Genomic DNA, 17,431 nt, shown 5'->3' with positions numbered 1-17,431 from the left:
GCACATGACCATCCATAACGTGGCAGCATCGTCTTCGCACGTCGGACAGGAGGAGACACCGTGACACAGGCACCGGGACCACGTTCCTGGCCCGGCACACTCGAACTCCTGGCCCGGGACCGTGATCGACTGGTGGAGGACTTCCTCCAACGTCTGCGCTCCCTGGGCCACTACGACGACGAACTCATACCCGCCGACGACCTGCGCCAGACCGCCAGGGACACCTTCGACCTGCTCACCCGGCGAATCTCCGGCCTCCCGGTCTCCGCCCACCTGGGCGACCTGGCGACACGTCTGGGCGTGCGCAGGGCCCGCCAGGGCGTGGCCCGTGACGACCTCCTGGAAGCGGTGCGTCTGGACTTTCGGGTGCTGTGGGCCGGGTTGGTGCGCGCCGGCGGCGTCGACTCCGCGCCCACCCTGGTCCTGCACGTGGAGGAGATCCTGGAGACGGTCGAACAGTTCATCAGCGACGTGCAGGCCGCGTTCCTGGAGGAGCGCGCCGTCCTGGAACGCGACTCCCGCGCGGCGGCGGCCCAGGCCTTCGCCCGACTGTTGAGCGCCGGAGAGCGCACCCCCGAGGTGGCCGAGGAGGTCGCCTCGGTATTGGGGCTGCCTCTGCACGGTGTTCTCGAAGTGACCTTCGTGGCCATTCCACCCGAAGGCGATCGCCCCGTCGACACCCGCGCACTCTCCCGCGCCGGTTGCCTGACATGGGAGTTCAACGACGGCGTGGCCTTGGTGCGTGACCCGGGACGCACGCGCCCGCCCGCACTGGCGGAGAAACCGGCCGGCGCCCGCGTCCGCGACACCCGGGGCCTGGCGGAGGTGCCCGCGGCCATCGAGGCCGCCCGCGTCCTGGCGCGCTACGCCCGCCCCGGGGAGGCCCCGGTGGGTCCCGAGGACGTGTGGCCCGCTCTGGCACGCGACCGGGTGGAGGCCCTGGTTCCGGGCTTCGGCCGACGTGCGGTGGAACGCCTGGAGGCGTTGGAACCCGAGGTGCGCGCCCGGTTGTTGGAAACGCTTTCCCACTACACGGGCACCGGATCGGTCAAGGCCACGGCCGCGGCCCTGTACTGCCACCGCAACACGGTCGTCAACCGGCTCCAGCACTTCCGCGAGGTGAGCGGCCTGGACCCGACCGTCCCGGCCCAGGCCGCCCTGGCCCTCGTGCTGTTCGCCGACCGAGCCCCCGCCCGGCAGGGGCGGGCGGGCGGCTAGTTCTTACGGGCGATACCGCCGTACTCGGCGACCGGGCGGCTGTCCCCCACCTCGGTGGGGTCCGGGCGCCACAGGGAGCAGGACACCACGCCCGGCTCCAACAGCTCCAGACCGTCGAAGAGCGACTCGATGCCCGCCGCCGTCCGGATGGTCAGCTTGGGGGTGCCCCGCTCGTTCCAGGCCTCGGCCACCTGGTGGGCCCTCTCCTGGTCTATGTCATCGGTGGGGTGGGAGACGACCAGGAAGCTGCCGGGCGCCAGGGCCTCGATCAGCCGGTCCAGGATGGAACGTACCTCGGCGTCGTCACCGATGAAGTTGACCACGCCCAGCAGCATCAGGGCCACCGGACGCGACAGGTCCAGGGTCCGCGACGCCGCTTCGAGGATCGCCTCGGGGTCGCGCAGGTCGGCGTCGACGTAGTCGGTGACCCCCTGCTCGGAACCGACCAGCAGGGCGCGGGCGTGCGCGAGCACCAGCGGATCGTTGTCCGCGTACACCACCCGCGCGTCGGGGGCCACTGCCTGGGCCACCTCGTGGGTGTTGTTGTGGGTGGGCAGTCCGGTGCCGATGTCCAGGAACTGCCGGATCCCCTCTTCCCGGACCAGGTGGGTGACGGTGCGCACCAGGAAGGCACGGTCGGCGATGGCGTTGTCGACGATCTCGGGGAAGAAGGAGCGGATCTGCTCGCCCATCTCCTGATCGACCGGGTAGTTGTCCTTACCGCCCAGCCAGTAGTTCCAGATACGGGCGTTGTGCGGGATGGAGCTGTCGATCTTCGCTTCGGGGATCTCGGGGGGCACGGTCCTGCTCTTTCCACTACGGGTCCCGGCGGACGCCGGACGGGGTACGGCACCAGTAAACGGATCTCCCACCTGTCGCACAAGTACCAAAACCCCTTCTACGCCGGGAAATCGGATGTTTCAGGCAAGTCGTGACAATTGGTGGTCGATCGCTGCCACGGCCTCCTCCGAGGACACACAACCGGTGAGCAGATCCGATCCCAGCCCATTGACCACCGCCATCAGCAGACGCGTCTCCAACCGCACCTCCAGATCGGGGCGCAGACGCCCCTCGACCACCGCCGACCGCACCCGGTCGCCCAGCACCTCCATCAGCGCCTCGTCCCCCCGGCGAAGGTCCCCGACCAGTTCGGGATCGCGCAACGCCCGAAAGAACACCGCGATGCCCACCAGCGCACCCGCCCGCCCCTCCTCGTCCAGGGGCAACAGCGCCAGCAGGATGGCGCGCAGCACCCGCACCGAGTCACCGGACACGCCCTCCAGCCTGGACCGCACCACCCCGTCCACCCGAGCACGCAGGGCCACCGCGGCACGGCGCACCAGATCGTCCTTGCTCTCGAAGTAGTACTGCACGCGCCCCAAGGAGACCCCCGCCTCCATGGCGACCTCGCGCATGGTCACCGCCTCCAGACCGCGCCGGGCCGCGATGCGCCACAGGGCCCCCACGATCTCCTCCCGACGCAGTCCGTGATCGACCTTCCGTGGCACCATGCCCGCCTTTCGAGTACCGTTTAAATACAAATGTATTTGAACGGGGGACCATGAACGCCATCGGCCACTACCCCACACCCGCCCACAAGGCCCGCTTCGACTCCGTCTACGACGCCGGCATGGCCACCCTGCCCCCACCACAGGAGACCCACGACGTCCCCACCACCTACGGCACCGTCCGTGTCTACCGATTCGGCACCGAGCCGGGCGAACCCCTCGTACTCCTCCACGGCCGCTGCGGCACCACCGTCATGTGGGAACCCAACATCACCGAACTCATCCGCCACCGCACCGTCTACTCCGTGGACCTGCTCGGCGAGGCGGGCCGCAGCGAACAGACCGCCCCCATCACCGACTCGGCCGACCAGGCCTCCTGGCTGGCCCAGACCCTCACCCACCTGGACCTGGCGCCCGCTCACGTGGTCGGCGCCTCCTTCGGCGGCCGACTCGCCACCGACCTGGCCACACGCCACCCGGACAAGGTCACCACGCTCTGTCTGCTCGACCCGGTCCAGACCTTCGCCCGCCTCTCCGTGGGCCTGGTGGGGCGCACGGTTCTGCTCTTCCTTCCCGGCATCGGACCGCGCTACCAGCCCCGCTTCCACGACTGGATCCACCAGGGAGAAGAGGTACCCGAGGGCCACCCCGCCCTGCGCACCATCATGGCCGCCCAAAGCGAGTTCACCCTGACGCTGCCCTACCCCGACTACCCCACCGACGAGCAGATCCGCGGCCTCGACATGCCCGTTCTGGTCGCCATCGCCGGACGCAGCGTCATGCACCACCCGAAGCGCGCCCACCGACGCGCCCTCGACCTCCTACCGAACGCCCGGGTCGAACTGTGGCCGGACGCCCTCCACGGCCTCGCCGCACAGGACCCCGAACGTGCCGACCGCGCCATCCTGGAGTTCGTCGCGGGCACGGAAAACCGCTCGTGACCGCGCCGGGCCGAACGATAGGTTCGGTGACGCCACGACCCACCGAACCTGGAGGCCCGGGTGAAGCACTCCGACGAGGAGAACGCTCGCATCGCCGCACAGGGCACCGTGTTGCGCTGTCAGGTCGGCTCCCGCGTCCACGGCCTCGACCTGCCCGGCTCCTCCGACCGCGACGAGATGGGCATCTGCCTCGAACCGCCCGAGTACGTCATCGGCCTGCGCTCCTTCGACCAGTACATCTACCGCAGCGGCGCCGAAGACACCCGCTCCGGCCACGACGACCTGGACCTGACCGTCTACTCCCTGCGCAAGTGGACGCGTCTGGCCCTGGACGGCAACCCCACCGTGCTGCTGCCGCTGTTCGTCCCCGAGTCCGAGATCGTCACCGTCACCGACGTCGGCCACGATCTGCGCTCCAACGCCCACCGGTTCGTCTCCCGCAGGGCGGGAGAGCGCTTTCTCGGTTACCTGCGCGCCCAACGCGACCGGATGGAGGGGGTTCGCGGCGGCAAGCACACCAACCGCCCCGAACTCGTCGAACGGCACGGCTTCGACACCAAGTACGCCTACCACATGGTCCGGCTCGGCCTTCAGGGCGTGGAACTCCTCTCCACCGGCCACATCACCCTGCCCACCCCCGAACCCGACCGCTCCTGGCTGCTCGCCCTGCGTCGCGGTGAGCACACCCGAGCCCAAGCCCTGGAACGCACCGGCGACCTGGAGGACCGGCTCACCGACCTGTGCCGCTCCTCGTCCCTGCCCGAGTCACCCGACGCCCGATGGGCCGACCGGTGGCTCTCCGACACCTACCGACACCATTGGGACCAGGGACACGCTGGTCGGGGCCGCACCCCGAGTGGCCCCGCCGCGACGGCGAGATAGGGTGAATCACCGAAGAGATACATGCCGCGTCCGGAACTCCGGACGGCCCGGCGTGCCGGTGCCGGGGACACGGCCCCCGGCACCCGGAGGACGACAAGTGAAGGAAACACCATGGTCGGAACCATCGGATTCGTGCTCATGATCATCAGCCTGTCGATGATGATCATCTCCGGTCTCCTCGCGGCCGTCGTGAAGACCCGATAGCACCGCGTCGGCGGGTGCGCCTCGATCGCACCCGCCGCCTCGCGCGCTAGCTCGGATTCTCCACCTTCTCCAGGGTCAGCCGCGCCATCTCCCGGCCGTCCGCGTCGGTGATCACCACCTCGTCGCCGACGATCTCGTAGAGGGTCTGCCCGGACTCGGCCACATAGCCCTCCTCGGTCCGTTCCGCGGGCACGACCATCGCCTCGCCCTCACCATCGAGGAACTCTCCGAAGTAGAACAGCTCTCCCACGCTGTTCGAGCACAGCATGATCCGGTGGCGTACGGTCTCGTACGCCGACTCCAACGCGCCCGGCCCCTCCCCCGGTACCAATTCCGAGACCCGGTCGGGGCAGAACTCCTCGACGGCGGGCTCCCCCGGCACCCCGTCCGTGGCGTCTCCGGCCAGGTTCGGCGGCACCCACACCAGGATCAGCACCACCGCACCGACCACCACCAGTGCCAGAGCACGCACCGTCCCTTGCGGCCACCGCGGCAGACCCCGCTTCGACCGTCGACGGTGGGATTCGGCCCCCGGCCCTGCTTCGGTGTCGCCCTCGTCCGTTCTCGTGGTCTCCCCACCCGAGCGGGATCCCGCCGGGACGAACATCGAACCCGATTCCGCGCGTCGCGGCGGTCGCCTCACCCGGAGCGGTGGCGCCTCCTGGGGTGAGAAGGCCGTGCTCTCGGTCGGGGCCAACAGGTCACCCTCGTCGGAGTCCTCACGCGTACCCACGGCGCGCACCGTGTCGCACACCATGCAGGTGTGCTTGGACGGTTCATTGCGGGCGGCGCACATGCCACACCGCCAGAGCCCCACTGCCATGCGTACGCGCCCCTCCGCCACGTGGCGGCCCGACCGTCGTCTCGGCCGCCGGATCAGAGAACATGCAACACCCATGGATACGTGCGCACAAGGGGAGGGCCGCGCGATCCACACTTCACACCCGTATCGGACCACGAGGTCGGTCCGGGGCATCCGTCCACTACGCCCCGAACCGACCCCTTCGCGCGAGAACCGCGCGGGAACAGCCTACGGAACCCGATACGAGGATGAACTCGGACTCCCGAATCCGCACCTTTATGACGTAGATTGTCCGATTCGCTCCAGTTCTCACGCTGGTAGGTTGACGCCGACTCCTCGACCACGAAAGTAGGCCATGTCCTCCTCGGCCGACGCCCCTGGATCCCCCGACGAACCATCCACGGGCAACGCCGCCACTCGCCCCATCCCCGCCCTGATCAGGGACATCTCCGCCAAGACGTTCCCGCTGTACCTGTCGATGGTCGCCGGTGTCGTGGGCACCCTGGTCACCGCCGCCGTCCTGGGCCACGCCGGCACCGCGTCCCTGGCGGCCTACGCGATGACCGTCGCCGTGTTCAACCCAGCCGTCATGATCGTCCAGGGCGCACTACGCGGCTCCATGCCCTTCGTCGCCCAGAGCGGCGACGATCCCGGCGAGCTCGAATCCACCTTCCGCGACGCGATGTGGCTGGCCCTGTGCGCCGGCGCCCTGGGCGGCCTGGCGGTGACCGCCGTCCCCGCCCTGTCCACTCTCATCGGCGTACCCGAGGCGACCCTCGCCGCCTTCGGCCCCTTCCCCTACCTGATGGCCCTCACCCTGGTGGTCGTCTCGTTCCAGGCCTCGGCCACCACGCTGCTGATCGCCCTGGGCCGCTCCAAGGAGGCCCTGTGGGTGGGCCTGGTCGGCACCGGATCCTCGGTCGTGCTCATCCCGGCACTGGTCCTGGGACCGGGGCCGCTGCCCGCCCTGGGCATGACGGGCGCGGGCGTGGCCATGTTCGTCAACGCCACCGCGGCACTGTCCACCGCCCACCTGTTGTTGCGCCGCCGCACCGCCTTGAACGGGCGCCGCGTCGGCCTGGGCCGGCCCGTTTGGAGCACCGTGTGGCGCATGGCCCGGGTCGGGTTGCCCATGGGCTCCACCATGCTCATCAAGTTCGGTGTGCTGGGCGTACTGGCGATGGCCGCGGCGACCGCCGGCGTGGCCGACGCCGCCGCCCACCAGATCATGGTCACCCTGGCCACGTTCGTGTTCCTGCCGGCCACGGCCGTTGGCCAGGCGACCGTGCCGTTCATGGCCCGGGCCGCCGCCGACACCGACCGACACGGCTACCGAGAGGTGCGCCGTTCCCTGTTGGCCGGGGTCTGTCTGGCCCTGCCGGTGGTGGCGGCCAGTGTGCTGCTGGTCTTCCTGGTGGCCCACCCGCTACTGGGTGTGTTCACCCCGGACCCTCGGGTGCGGGCGTTGGTGATCGCCCTGCTGCCGGTGTTGTTCGTCGTGGTGGTGGCCGACGGGACGCAGGTCCTGCCCGGCATGGGCCTGCTCGCCATCAAGCGCACCACCCCGACGCTGTACACGTTCGCGGTCTGCTTCGGGGCGTTGGCCCTGGTCGCCTTCCCCGTCGCCGCCGCCGGCGGACTGGCGTGGCTCTGGGCCGCCTACGCGGTGGCTTCCCTAGGCCTTGTCCTGGGCCAGGCCGGCAACTTCCTCAGGTTCACCGTGACGCGTCCTTGACCACCGGACGGACTCGACCGGTTCGGCGGTCTTCCCACGGCCGGGCAGGAACGCGGCGATGACGAACGCGGTGAGCGCGGCCAAGGCGCCCAGACCCAGGATCAGGGTGAAGGCGTCGCGATCGGGGAAGACCTCTCCTGCCGCGCTCATGGTCACGGTGGCGATCACCACTCCGGCGACGGCGCTGGCCACGGAGGTGCCGATGGAACGCATCAGGGTGTTGAGGCTGTTGGCCGCCGCGGTCTCCGAACGAGGGACGGCCGCCATGACCAGGGCGGGCATCGCACCGTAGGCCAGGCCCACACCGGCTCCGATGACGGTCGAGGCGATCATGAGCTCCCAGATCCCCGACATGAAGACCATGCTCAGACCGTAGCCCAGCGCGACCAACAGGGCACCGGCCATCAGGGTCGTCTTCGGCCCCCTGGCTCGGGAGATGCGCGCCGAGACCGGCGACATGGCCATCATGACCAGGCCGTTGGGCGCCATCACCAGGCCCGCGATCAGGATCGTCCGTCCGAAACCGTATCCGGTGAGCTCGGGGAGCTGGATCACCTGGGGGATCACGAGGGACATCGCGAACATCGAGAAACCGAACACCACCGAGGCGGCGTTGGTCAGCAGCACCTGGCGTCGCACGCTGACCCGAAGGTCGACCAGCGGCCTCGGCGTGCGCAGCTCCCACCAGACCCAGATCGCCAGCACCACCGCCGCCACGACGAGCATGACGCCCGGGATCCCGCTCCCCCAACCCCAGTCGGACCCCTTGGAGACGGCGAGCAGCGATAGGAGCAGGACGATGGACAGCCCGAAGGAGCCGAGCAGGTCGAATCGGCCACCGGTACGGACTCCGGAGTCGGGGATCAGGGCGCGGACCAGAACCGCGACCACGACCGCCAGCGCCGCGGCGATCCAGAACATGACGTGCCAGTCCGCCTTCTGCACGACGAACGCGGCGGCGGGCAACCCCAGCGCGCCGCCCACGCCGAGCGAGGCGCTCATCAGCGCGGTCGCCCCGGCGAGCCGCTCGGCCGGAAGCACGTCGCGCATGATGCTGATGCCCAAGGGGATCACACCCGCGGCCAATCCCTGGAGCACCCGTCCGACCACCATGATCGGCAGGTTCGTGGCCAGGCCGCAGAGAACGGAACCGGCCGCCAGCACCGCGAGGCTGATCAACAGCATGCGGCGCTTGCCGTACATGTCTCCGAGTCGACCCACCGTCGGGGTGGCGATCGCGGCGGCGAGCAGCGTGGCGGTGATCGCCCAGGCGGTGTCCCCGGGGGTGGCTCCCAGGAGTTCGGGGAGCATCGGCACCAGGGGAATGACCAGGGTCTGCATGAGCGAGACGACGATGCCCCCGAAGGCCAGGACCGCGACGACCACTTGTGGCCGCGGGTATGAGGCCTTCTCGTTCTCCGCCGCCTCGGCGATAGCTTGGTCCATAGAGCAGATCCCCGTTTCCGAACACACGAAGACACCCGAACTTTAAGTCAGGTGCATGACTTAGTCTTACTGTAGAGGGGAGAAGGTCCCTCCCGAGCACGGAGTGAGCGGTGGGGAAGGGCACGTCGATACGGTGGATCCCATGAACGACAGGGTGACGAGATCGGATCGGGTCTCCGCGACGAAGGAGAGGATCCTCGTCGCAGCCGAGCGACTCATCGCCGAACACGGGCCCTCCGGTGTGTCCAACCGTCGGATCGGTCAGGCGGCGGGCCAGGGGAACAACACCGCCGTCACTTACCACTTCGGCTCCAAGGCCGCTCTGGTGCGCGCGATCGCGCGCAAGCACACCGAGGGGATCGAGGAGATCCGCCTTGGGATGGTGGCGAGCGTCGACGGCTCCACCGAGGTCAGGGACTGGGTCTCCTGCATGGTGGAACCCTTCGTCCAACACCTCGCCGACCTGGGCACGCCCTCCTGGTACGCGAGGTTCACAGTCCAGGTCATGAGCGACCTCTCCCTGCGCGAGATCGTGACTCGGGAGGCCCTCGACTGCTCCTCCCTCGTCCGAGTGGGGGAAGCGCTGCGCGCGTGCCTGCCCGACCTTCCCGACGAGGTCCGCGCCGAACGCCAGGACATGACGCGGCAACTCATGCTCTTGACGTTGGCACAGCGCGAGCGCGCCCTGAGTGAGGGTACGGACACGCGCCGAGACTCCTGGAACCGCGCCGCCGTCGGACTGACCGACGCCCTCACCGGCCTCTGGCTCGCGCCCGTCACCGATGTCCCGGAACCGGGCGAGCCGGAGGTCGTGCGTTCCACGCGCTCCTGAACACCTGTGCGGGCGCACAAGCCACGGATAAGGGCTTTCGCGCCCGCCACACGGACGCTAGTGTGCGAGCAGGCCCCGCCACGGGGCGTCACGGTGCGTAGCTCAGCAGTAGAGCGCCCGGCTCTAGCCCGGGAGGGCGCGGGGGCGGAACCCGCCGCACCGGCATGGAACACCGACCTCCCGTCCACGTCGGCCGGACCTACCCCGCGAGCCGACTCGCCAAGGCACTGAGCACCGCCGCCTCCCACGACGACCCGGACGTGCGCCGGGCCGCCGAGCGGCGTGCCGCGTCCTGGTTGCGTGTCCTGGGCGGCATGGGCGATGGCACCCTGGCCATCGGGTCGCGCACCCCGGTGCGGGACCTGCCCGCGTGGGTCACCCCCGAGGTCGTGCACGGTGGATTCGCCACCGGTGCGGCCGCCGCCGGTGGTCCGCTGCGCCCGCACGAACTCGAACTCATCGAACGGCACGGGCTCAGGGCCGACCGCGGCTCGCTCTACTCCCATCACCTGACCGAGACCGGGCTGGCCCACCTGGGCGCGCTGCTCGACAGCGGCGGCTATGAACTCGACCAGCCCGAACAGGCCGCCCTGCTCACCGTGGTGTGGCTGCTACGGGCCGGGGACACCGCCGCCGCCCTGCGGCTACTGAGCGCCCTGGACCCCTTCGCCGCGTCGCTGTGCCTGACCCCGCGCCCGGCCCCTGCCGTGGACCTGCCCAAGGGATCGGTCTTTCGCTGGTCGGTGGCGCAGGTGCGCACCGGGTTGGAGAGGGCCGCCCGTGAGCCCGCCCCTCGACCGACCACCCAGCGCGAGGCGCTGCGCGTGTGGAACCCCTTCGCCGACCGGGTCCTGGCGCACTGGTGGGAGACGGTCGAGGACGAAGTGGTCGACTCGCGCCGCACCGAGGGCTGGAAGGCGCACGGCGCCGAACTGCTGGCGGAGTACGAACGACTGGCCGCCGAGCACACCCTGTGTTCCAAACACCGTGATCCCAAGGAGAACCTGGGGATCCTGCTCGCCGCGCTGCGCGAGGCCCTTTCCGAGGAAGGGCTGAGCACACGCCGACGCGGCCTGCTCCGGCACGCGGTGGACTCCATGGTGGCCAAGCGGGGCGTGCCCGGTTCCGCCGAGCACACCGCCCTGCGCGCCGCCCAGGCCGTGCAGGCGGCGCCGCCCACCCACGACGTGTTCGCGACCATGTTGTCGGATCGGTTGTCCGCCTTCGCCGCCAACTCCGGGCTGGCCGACCCCGAGTCGGTGCTGACACCGGTCTCCCCCTTGGAGGAGGAAGAGTTCGACATCCCCGAGGCCACGGCGATCCCGGCGCCCCTGCGAGAGCGGGTGGAGCGGGCGGTCATCGCCCCCTTGGACACCCTGGTGGAACGCGGGCTGATCCCCTCCGCCGAGGTTCTGGCCTCGCTGGTGCCCACGTTGGCCGCCACCGCCGAGGCCGCCGCGATCGAGGACCCGACCCTGAACCGGCTGGTGGCCGTGCACCACCGCGCGTTCGCCGCGCGGCGTTCCCTGTTGCTGCTGAACCTGTCCTCGCAGGTGCGGCGAGAGGAACTGCCCTGGGTCCGGGAGGCGGCTCCCCACCACGCCACGGACGACCTGCGCCGGTCCGCGGCCCGAACCCTCATCACCCGTCTGGGCGAGACGACGTTGACCCGTTTCCCGGGGACCATCACGCCCAATCCATTGGTGCGCGAGCTCAACGGGCTGGCCGGCACCGCCGACTCACCGGTGCGGTTCGTGGAGGAGTTGGCCGCCGACATCTTCATGCGCGACTTCTCCGCCAAGTTCGTGCGGGCCGCCAAGGTGGCCGCCGACCTGCTGGGTGATGGCCTGTACGCCCGCTACTACGGGATCGACACCGCCCGCGTACTCGCCTTGGACGACGAACACGACCCGGCCGGTTTCGCCGCCCTGTGCGTCGAACGGGCCGGCGACCCCGACTGGTCGGTGCCCGGCAACGGCATGATCATCGAGCAGGCCCAGATCCTGACCACGCACAACCTGGCGGCCCTGACCCTGTCCGGCGCCCGCCCCGCCGACGGGTGGGCCGAGGCGGCGCGCCGGGCGCACCTGCACACGGTGCGGCTGGTCGAGACCCTGCCGAGGGTCTTCGACGTCTTGGCGCACGTGAAGAACGCCGCGTTCTCCTGGCGGCAGACGGTGTTCCTCTTGTCCCGTTGCTCGCCCGAGGAACAGCGGGCGAGCGTGGAGTGGATGCGGCACCTGTCCGAACGGCAGCCGTCCCACGTGCGCGACCGCCTGACCCCGGTGGTGGCCGGGCTGCGCGCGGCCGTGGCGGGACGACCCCCAGAATCGAACGGGGGGACGGTGTTCCTGGGGTGGACGATCCGGCCGCACTGGATGTCGGCGATCGCCCCGGAGACGCTACGCTCCCCCAAGGGCGCGGTTTGAACCGACAAAGCCGATGGGTGGCCGGATCCGGCCATCCACACGAGAGCGTGCACGTGCACCTGCACCGCCGGTGATAACACTGGAGTACGCAGTCGCCCACCTCGGACCGGGAGGTCGGCTCCGCCGTCGGCCACACGCCGTAGTTAGGGTGAGACGCATGTCGATATGGGCGCGGGGAGACCGCACCGGGAGAGTCGGTGAGGCTCTCCTGATGCTGGAGGGGCAGGGGATCATCGACGGTCTGGAGATCCTCCCCTCCGAGGACAAGCCCTACCGTGTCCGTGTTCCCGCCGGCATCGTGCACATGGACGAGGACGAGGCCTCCATGTTCGCCCTGGGTGCGGTCGTGGGCGCCTTCGGGGACGTGGCCCGCCAGCGCGCCTGACCCGACTCGACTCGCCCCCACGGACCCCTACCGGCGGCCCATGGTCCGCAGGATCGCGTCCAGCAGCAGGTCCCGCACCATGGTGCGGTGTTCGAGTTCGTGCGGGACCGTCAGCTCGTTGTTGAAGGTGGACAGGCACATGCCCACCGTCATCTCGGCCAGGGGCCCGGCCGGGCGCCCGTCCTTGGGCAGCTCCTCCACGAAACGGGCGACCTCGATGGCCTCGCGGACCGCTTCGATCCACGGTTCGACGCGCCCACGCCACCATGTCCGCTGAGGGCCGGGCTCCGCGCCCATCCCCGAGGCCGCCGCCAGCAGCGCGCCCGATTCCAGCCACAGCTCGATCCAGCCGTCGACCAGACGTCCCATGTAGCCGTCGATGGATTCCATGCGCCCGAACGTCAGGTCCACCTGGGAGACGAACGCGGTCAGGCGCACGTCCACCGCCGCCTGGAGCACCTGGTTCTTGTGGTTGTAGTAGCGGTAGACGGTGGAGCGGTCGATGTCGACGCCCTCGGTGATCTCCTTGTAGGTGACCTGGCTGAAGGGCTTGGTGCGCAGCAGTTCCACGAGGCTGTTCTGCAGCTGGAGCATGCGCTGCGCGGCGCGCAGGCTCCCGCTGGTCCCCGGACTCGAATCCTGCGGCGCCGTCATACCCGATCCGTCCGTCATGGGCTCCCACAGCCCTCGCGTAACTAACGGAGTCCAGCTTGCCCCAGATCGAAACGGATGCCAACACGGCGTTGGCCACCGGGACACCCCTGTGGAACGGGGTTCCGGTCAGGCACCGTCGGCTTTCGCGCGCGCGGCCCGGTGGGCGGTCAGGTAGTCGCGGTACCAGTGGAAGCTGTCCTTGGGGTGGCGCTCCAGCCGGTCGTAGTCGACCCGCACCAGTCCGAACCGGCGGTCGTATCCATAGGCCCATTCGAAGTTGTCCAGCAACGACCACACGAAGTACCCGCGCACGTCCACCCCGGCCTCGATGGCGCGGCCCAGCGCCGCCAGGTGGTCGCGCAGGTAGTCGACGCGGTCGGTGTCGCGCACATGGCCGGTGTCGTCGGGGGCGTCGGGTTCGGCCGATCCGTTCTCGGTGATGAGGATGGGCGGCAGGCCCGGGTAGCGGCGGTCCAGGTCGACGAGCAGGTCGGTGAAGCTCTCGGGCACCACCGGCCAGCCCATGGTGGTGTGTCGGACGCCCTCGTAGGGGACCTGTTCCACACCGATGTCGACGGCGGTGCGTCGGGTCGGGTCGGGTTCGACGTGCGGGGCGTCGCGCAGCATGATCGGTCGGTAGAAGTTGATCCCGAGGAAGTCCAGGGGCTGCCCGATGGTCTCCAGGTCGCCCTCGACGCGGTGGGCGCCCTCGGCGAGCGCGCCCCACACCTCCTTCTCGTTGTCGGGGTAGGCACCGGTGAAGATGGGGTCGAACCAGGTGCGGTTGTGCAGGGTCCGAGCCCGCTCCACCGCGGCGTGGTCGGCCGCGGAGTCGGTGGCGGGCACCAGGTGGTCGGGGTTGAGGGTGATGCCGACCTCCCCCGCGGCGGCGGCCCGCAGTTCACCGACGGCCATGCCGTGGGCCAGGAGCAGGTGGTGGGCCGCGGCCAGGGCGGGCGCGCCCTCCTTGGTGCCGGGGGCGTGGCGCCCGATGGCGTGCCCGACGAACGCCGAACAGAAGGGTTCGTTGAGGGTGATCCACCGGTTGACGCGGTCGCCGAGGCGTTCGGCGACGATCGCGGTGTACTCGGCGAAGCGGTGCGCGGTGTCGCGGACCCGCCAGCCTCCCTCGTCCTCCAGGGCCTGGGGAAGGTCCCAGTGGTAGAGCGTGAGCACGGGTTCGATGCCGGCGCCCAGGATCGTGTCGACCAGCCGGTCGTAGAAGGCGAGCCCCTCGGGGTTGGGGCGGCCGCTACCGGTGGGTTGCACGCGCGGCCAGGAGACCGAGAAGCGGTACAGGTCCACACCCAGTTCGGCGAGCAGGGCGACGTCCTCGCCATAGCGGTGGTAGTGGTCGCAGGCCACGTCGCCGCTCTCACCTCGGGCGACGCGTCCGGGGGTGCGGCAGTAGGTGTCCCAGATCGAGGGACCTCGACCGCCTTCGTCGGCGGCGCCTTCGACCTGGTAGGCGGCAGTGGCGGTGCCGAAGAGGAGTTCTGCGGGAAGCACGGGGTCTGCCTGGGAGTACGGGCCGGCCATAGGGTTCACCCTCCTTTGGGAGCGCTCCCAATTGTGATCCACGCGACCCCGAAGATCAACCACCACCGCGCGTTCGATCGAACACGCAGGGTGACGTCGAAAAGGCTACCGAGACGAGACCTACCGCGCCGAACCGGATCGGACCCGGCACCGTCACAACCTCCAGCGCGCCGCGTCCCCCGCGCGCCGTAGAAAGGGCGAAGGCATGAGTTGGACCGACTACTCGCAGAACGTGCGCATCCGTGACCTACAGGAGAGTCTCGACAGCGCACACTCACAGATGGCCCGTGAGCGCAGCCGCATGCGCTCGGAGCTGGGACGGCTCAAGGGCGGCCTGGAACAACGACTGGATCGGGTCTCCGCCACCCTGGACGCCTTCATCGAACTCAGCGACCTGCGCGTCACCCTCACCATGTTCGACGGCGCCGCCATCGCCCGGCACCGCACCCTGCAGATGATCGACGGCTCCGTGCCGAGAAGCCTCGAACTCGACGACGTGCCCGGCTACTGGCTGGCCCCGGCGGCCCGAGGCCTGCACTGCCTGCTCGTCGGCGACCTCGCCCGGGCACGGGTCCGCTTCGACGAGGCCGCCGCGATCGACCCCGAGCGCGCCCGCAGCTTCAGCGCCCTGGCCGCCGCGCTCACCAGCGCCGAACACGCCCGCGCCCTCGGCGAGAACACGGCCGCCGACCTCCTCCCCCACCTCCCGGTACCGGGCACCCGGCTCACCCGCGGCCAGCGCGCCCTGTGGTTGCTGAGCGCCGACGGTTCCCTCGGCGAGGACGCCCGCGAACGACTACTGCTGTCCAGCCTGCGCCACTGGTCGGCCCAGGGAGTCCGAGCACCGAAGGTGGAGGCCTGGTTCGCCACCACGCCCTCCGGCCGCGGGCCCCGATCCGAAAGCGGACTCGCCGCGCGTTCCGGTGCGGCCCGCCGCCTGTCCGAGGTGCGCGAACGTGTCACCCGCGTCACCACGCTCAGCGCGGAGGACAGCCCCACCGAGGTGCTCGCGCCGGACCAGGACAGCGCCGACTTCCTCCTGCAGACCCTGCGCCTGTTGGTGGAGGAGGGCAGCCCGGAGGAGGCACCCCTGCTCGCCGAGGCCAACCGACTGCGCGCGGTGATCGAGGGATCCGGCGAAGAGATCGTCCTGCCCTCCTGGGGCGAGAACGTCGAGGAGGTCGGCACCCTGCTCCAGCGCGACCTGGTCTCCGAGAAGGCGCCCCCGCACCGTCGGACCTTCGCCCTGGTGTTGCAACGCGGCGCCGTGCTGGAGGGGGCCGAGGAGCTGGCAGCCCGGGCCACCGAGTCCGCGCCCGACCGGACCAGCGTGACGCTGCGGGGCACCTCCGTCACCATCACCGCCTCCGGAGCGGACCGCGGACAGCTGGAGCAGGCCCGAAAGAAGGCCGAGGTCGCGGCCACCCCCGGCAGCGACTCCCGCAGCATGCTGTGGATCACGATGGCCACGGCCGGCGTGCTGCTGATCCTGTCCCTGCTGACGATGCACGGTTTCCTATGGTTCCTGACGCTGGTCGCTCTGGGCGGCATCGGGCTGGCCTACCGCTCCACCACCAAGGAACGGGAGAATACCGAGCAGGTCCGCTCCCATGAGCTGCGCCGGATCAACGAGCAGGTCGAGAAGGCGGTCCGTGAGTGGCACGAGAACCAGGCCGAGGCCGAGCGGAACCAGGCCATGGCCGGCGAGGACCTCAAGGAGATCCGCCGCCTGCTCAACCCGTGAGTGCGTCCCCCGGGCCCTACAACCAGCCGTTGCGCCTGAAGATCAGGTACAGGACGAGACTGACCATGGCCATGGCGGCCAAGGTCAGCGGCCAGGTGAACAACCAGTGGAAGCCCGGCTGGGGGGCGATGTTCATCCCGTAGACCGAGGAGATGAGCGTGGGCACCACCAGGATGCCGCCCCAGGAGGAGACCTTCCTCATCACCTCGTTCTGGGCCTGGTCCACGAGACTGCTCTCCACCGCCATGATGTCCTGCAGGAGTTGACGGAAGCCGTCCACGCGTTCGCGGATCGCGGACACGTGGTCGGCGACGTCGCGCAGGTAGGTGATCAGTCCACCTTGCGTTTCCCCCTTCGATCGCTCCCAGCGCTCGGTGAGTTCGTCCAGGACCTCGCCGAGCGGATCCACGGCCCGTTGCAGGATGATGACCTCGCGCATCAGGCGGTAGATACGCCGTGAGACACCCTTCTCCTCGCTGAAGACCTGGTTCTCCACCTCGTCCACGTCCTCCTGGAGTCCGGCGACCGCGGGCGCGTAGTCGTCGACCACGCGGTCCAGGACGGCGTAGACGATCCCGAGCGCGCCCCGCTCCCTCAGGTCCGCGTGTTCCGTCAGGCGGGCGCGGATCCGCTCCAGGTCCGGCCCGACCCCGTGGCGGAGGGTGACCACGAGGGAGGGGGCGCCGAAGACATGGAGTTCACCGACCTGCAATCTCTCTTGGTCCTCGTCGTAGACCGTCGGGCGCAGGGCCACGAACAGGGTGTCTCCATAGGTCTCGATCTTGGGCCGTTGGTGGGCCACGATCGCGTCCTCCACCGCCAGGTGGGGCAGGTCGAAGTGGTCGGCGACCTCCTCCACCTGCTCGCGGTTGGGTTCGCTCAGCGCGACCCAGGCCACGGTGGCGGGATCCGCGGCGATCGCCTCGTCGACCTCGGTGAAGCCGTCGACCTCACGCGTTGGCTCCCCCTCCCGGTACAGGAGGATCCGGCGTTCCCCGGACGGCGCGTCGACGGGCAGGACGGCGTCCTTCCTGCCCAGGGCCATGATGCGCTCGGGCGCGGATTCGGTCATGGGTCGGCCTCCTTCGGTTCTCCCCACGCCCGATCCTGGC

The 17,431-nt window shown here is 70.0% G+C and carries 15 protein-coding genes; 8 read left to right on the top strand and 7 right to left on the bottom strand.

The window, feature by feature from the left end:
- The first annotated feature begins 60 nt into the window (after positions 1 to 60).
- Positions 61 to 1,218, top strand: a complete 1,158-nt coding sequence (locus ACWGKS_RS20205) for a helix-turn-helix domain-containing protein (RefSeq protein ID WP_358505101.1) — start codon at positions 61 to 63, stop codon at positions 1,216 to 1,218.
- Here the strand turns inward: ACWGKS_RS20205 and ACWGKS_RS20200 are convergent.
- Positions 1,215 to 2,018, bottom strand: coding sequence for an SAM-dependent methyltransferase (locus ACWGKS_RS20200; RefSeq protein WP_358505104.1), 804 nt, complete (start codon positions 2,016 to 2,018; stop codon positions 1,215 to 1,217). The genes ACWGKS_RS20205 and ACWGKS_RS20200 overlap by 4 nt on opposite strands.
- Before the next feature lie 120 nt (positions 2,019 to 2,138).
- On the bottom strand, positions 2,139 to 2,729 hold the full coding sequence (locus tag ACWGKS_RS20195) for a TetR/AcrR family transcriptional regulator (RefSeq protein ID WP_358505107.1): 591 nt from the start codon (positions 2,727 to 2,729) through the stop codon (positions 2,139 to 2,141).
- Between the two features lie 50 nt (positions 2,730 to 2,779).
- Here ACWGKS_RS20195 and ACWGKS_RS20190 point away from each other — a divergent pair, with 50 nt between their 5' ends.
- On the top strand, positions 2,780 to 3,667 hold the full coding sequence (locus ACWGKS_RS20190) for an alpha/beta fold hydrolase (RefSeq protein ID WP_358505110.1): 888 nt from the start codon (positions 2,780 to 2,782) through the stop codon (positions 3,665 to 3,667).
- A 60-nt stretch (positions 3,668 to 3,727) separates the two neighbouring features.
- A complete protein-coding gene (locus tag ACWGKS_RS20185) occupies positions 3,728 to 4,549 on the top strand; it encodes a nucleotidyltransferase domain-containing protein (protein WP_358505113.1) in 822 nt (273 codons plus the stop codon).
- A 250-nt stretch (positions 4,550 to 4,799) separates the two neighbouring features.
- Here ACWGKS_RS20185 and ACWGKS_RS20180 read toward each other — a convergent pair whose 3' ends face one another.
- Complete coding sequence (locus tag ACWGKS_RS20180) at positions 4,800 to 5,576, bottom strand: hypothetical protein (RefSeq protein WP_358505116.1); 777 nt, start codon at positions 5,574 to 5,576, stop codon at positions 4,800 to 4,802.
- 334 nt (positions 5,577 to 5,910) lie between these two features.
- On the opposite strand from ACWGKS_RS20180, the gene ACWGKS_RS20175 reads away from it, so the two are divergent.
- Positions 5,911 to 7,290, top strand: coding sequence for an MATE family efflux transporter (locus ACWGKS_RS20175; RefSeq protein ID WP_358505119.1), 1,380 nt, complete (start codon positions 5,911 to 5,913; stop codon positions 7,288 to 7,290).
- Here ACWGKS_RS20175 and ACWGKS_RS20170 read toward each other — a convergent pair.
- On the bottom strand, positions 7,231 to 8,736 hold the full coding sequence (locus ACWGKS_RS20170; RefSeq protein ID WP_358505122.1) for an MFS transporter: 1,506 nt from the start codon (positions 8,734 to 8,736) through the stop codon (positions 7,231 to 7,233). The genes ACWGKS_RS20175 and ACWGKS_RS20170 overlap by 60 nt on opposite strands.
- Before the next feature lie 142 nt (positions 8,737 to 8,878).
- On the opposite strand from ACWGKS_RS20170, the gene ACWGKS_RS20165 reads away from it, so the two are divergent.
- From ACWGKS_RS20165 to ACWGKS_RS20155, 3 genes are all read left to right on the top strand, one after another.
- Positions 8,879 to 9,568, top strand: coding sequence for a TetR/AcrR family transcriptional regulator (locus ACWGKS_RS20165; protein ID WP_358505125.1), 690 nt, complete (start codon positions 8,879 to 8,881; stop codon positions 9,566 to 9,568).
- Positions 9,569 to 9,732: 164 nt separating this feature from the next.
- Positions 9,733 to 11,997, top strand: coding sequence for a transcriptional regulator (locus tag ACWGKS_RS20160; RefSeq protein ID WP_358505129.1), 2,265 nt, complete (start codon positions 9,733 to 9,735; stop codon positions 11,995 to 11,997).
- 157 nt (positions 11,998 to 12,154) lie between these two features.
- Positions 12,155 to 12,382 carry a hypothetical protein gene (locus ACWGKS_RS20155; RefSeq protein WP_067605165.1) on the top strand — a complete coding sequence of 76 codons (228 nt, stop codon included), beginning with the start codon at positions 12,155 to 12,157 and terminating at the stop codon, positions 12,380 to 12,382.
- A 27-nt stretch (positions 12,383 to 12,409) separates the two neighbouring features.
- On the opposite strand, the gene ACWGKS_RS20150 is transcribed toward ACWGKS_RS20155, so the two are convergent.
- Positions 12,410 to 12,976, bottom strand: a complete 567-nt coding sequence (locus tag ACWGKS_RS20150; protein ID WP_358505420.1) for a TetR/AcrR family transcriptional regulator — start codon at positions 12,974 to 12,976, stop codon at positions 12,410 to 12,412.
- 186 nt (positions 12,977 to 13,162) lie between these two features.
- Positions 13,163 to 14,575, bottom strand: a complete 1,413-nt coding sequence (locus ACWGKS_RS20145; protein WP_358505132.1) for a GH1 family beta-glucosidase — start codon at positions 14,573 to 14,575, stop codon at positions 13,163 to 13,165.
- A 205-nt stretch (positions 14,576 to 14,780) separates the two neighbouring features.
- Between ACWGKS_RS20145 and ACWGKS_RS20140 the strand changes: the two genes are divergently transcribed.
- Positions 14,781 to 16,319 carry a hypothetical protein gene (locus ACWGKS_RS20140; protein ID WP_452523504.1) on the top strand — a complete coding sequence of 513 codons (1,539 nt, stop codon included), beginning with the start codon at positions 14,781 to 14,783 and terminating at the stop codon, positions 16,317 to 16,319.
- Positions 16,320 to 16,335: 16 nt separating this feature from the next.
- On the opposite strand, the gene ACWGKS_RS20135 is transcribed toward ACWGKS_RS20140, so the two are convergent.
- Entirely contained in the window at positions 16,336 to 17,391 is a 1,056-nt protein-coding gene (locus ACWGKS_RS20135) for a magnesium and cobalt transport protein CorA (protein ID WP_358505138.1), read from the bottom strand.
- Positions 17,392 to 17,431: the final 40 nt, after the last annotated feature.

The sequence above is a fragment of the Nocardiopsis sp. NPDC055879 genome, assembly GCF_053615935.1.
Note: the sequence above shows the minus strand (reverse complement) of the source record. Positions and strands in the feature narration are given on the sequence as shown.

Excerpts from the sequence above, each read along its gene's own strand:
- ACWGKS_RS20195 (WP_358505107.1), bottom strand. The coding sequence starts at position 2,729 with ATGGTGCCACGGAAGGTCGATCACGGACTGCGTCGGGAGGAGATCGTG.
- ACWGKS_RS20190 (WP_358505110.1), top strand. The coding sequence starts at position 2,780 with ATGAACGCCATCGGCCACTACCCCACACCCGCCCACAAGGCCCGCTTC.
- ACWGKS_RS20180 (WP_358505116.1), bottom strand. The coding sequence starts at position 5,576 with ATGGCAGTGGGGCTCTGGCGGTGTGGCATGTGCGCCGCCCGCAATGAA.
- ACWGKS_RS20175 (WP_358505119.1), top strand. The coding sequence starts at position 5,911 with ATGTCCTCCTCGGCCGACGCCCCTGGATCCCCCGACGAACCATCCACG.
- ACWGKS_RS20170 (WP_358505122.1), bottom strand. The coding sequence starts at position 8,736 with ATGGACCAAGCTATCGCCGAGGCGGCGGAGAACGAGAAGGCCTCATAC.
- ACWGKS_RS20165 (WP_358505125.1), top strand. The coding sequence starts at position 8,879 with ATGAACGACAGGGTGACGAGATCGGATCGGGTCTCCGCGACGAAGGAG.
- ACWGKS_RS20160 (WP_358505129.1), top strand. The coding sequence starts at position 9,733 with ATGGAACACCGACCTCCCGTCCACGTCGGCCGGACCTACCCCGCGAGC.
- ACWGKS_RS20155 (WP_067605165.1), top strand. The coding sequence starts at position 12,155 with ATGTCGATATGGGCGCGGGGAGACCGCACCGGGAGAGTCGGTGAGGCT.
- ACWGKS_RS20150 (WP_358505420.1), bottom strand. The coding sequence starts at position 12,976 with ATGCTCCAGCTGCAGAACAGCCTCGTGGAACTGCTGCGCACCAAGCCC.
- ACWGKS_RS20145 (WP_358505132.1), bottom strand. The coding sequence starts at position 14,575 with ATGGCCGGCCCGTACTCCCAGGCAGACCCCGTGCTTCCCGCAGAACTC.
- ACWGKS_RS20140 (WP_452523504.1), top strand. The coding sequence starts at position 14,781 with ATGAGTTGGACCGACTACTCGCAGAACGTGCGCATCCGTGACCTACAG.
- ACWGKS_RS20135 (WP_358505138.1), bottom strand. The coding sequence starts at position 17,391 with ATGACCGAATCCGCGCCCGAGCGCATCATGGCCCTGGGCAGGAAGGAC.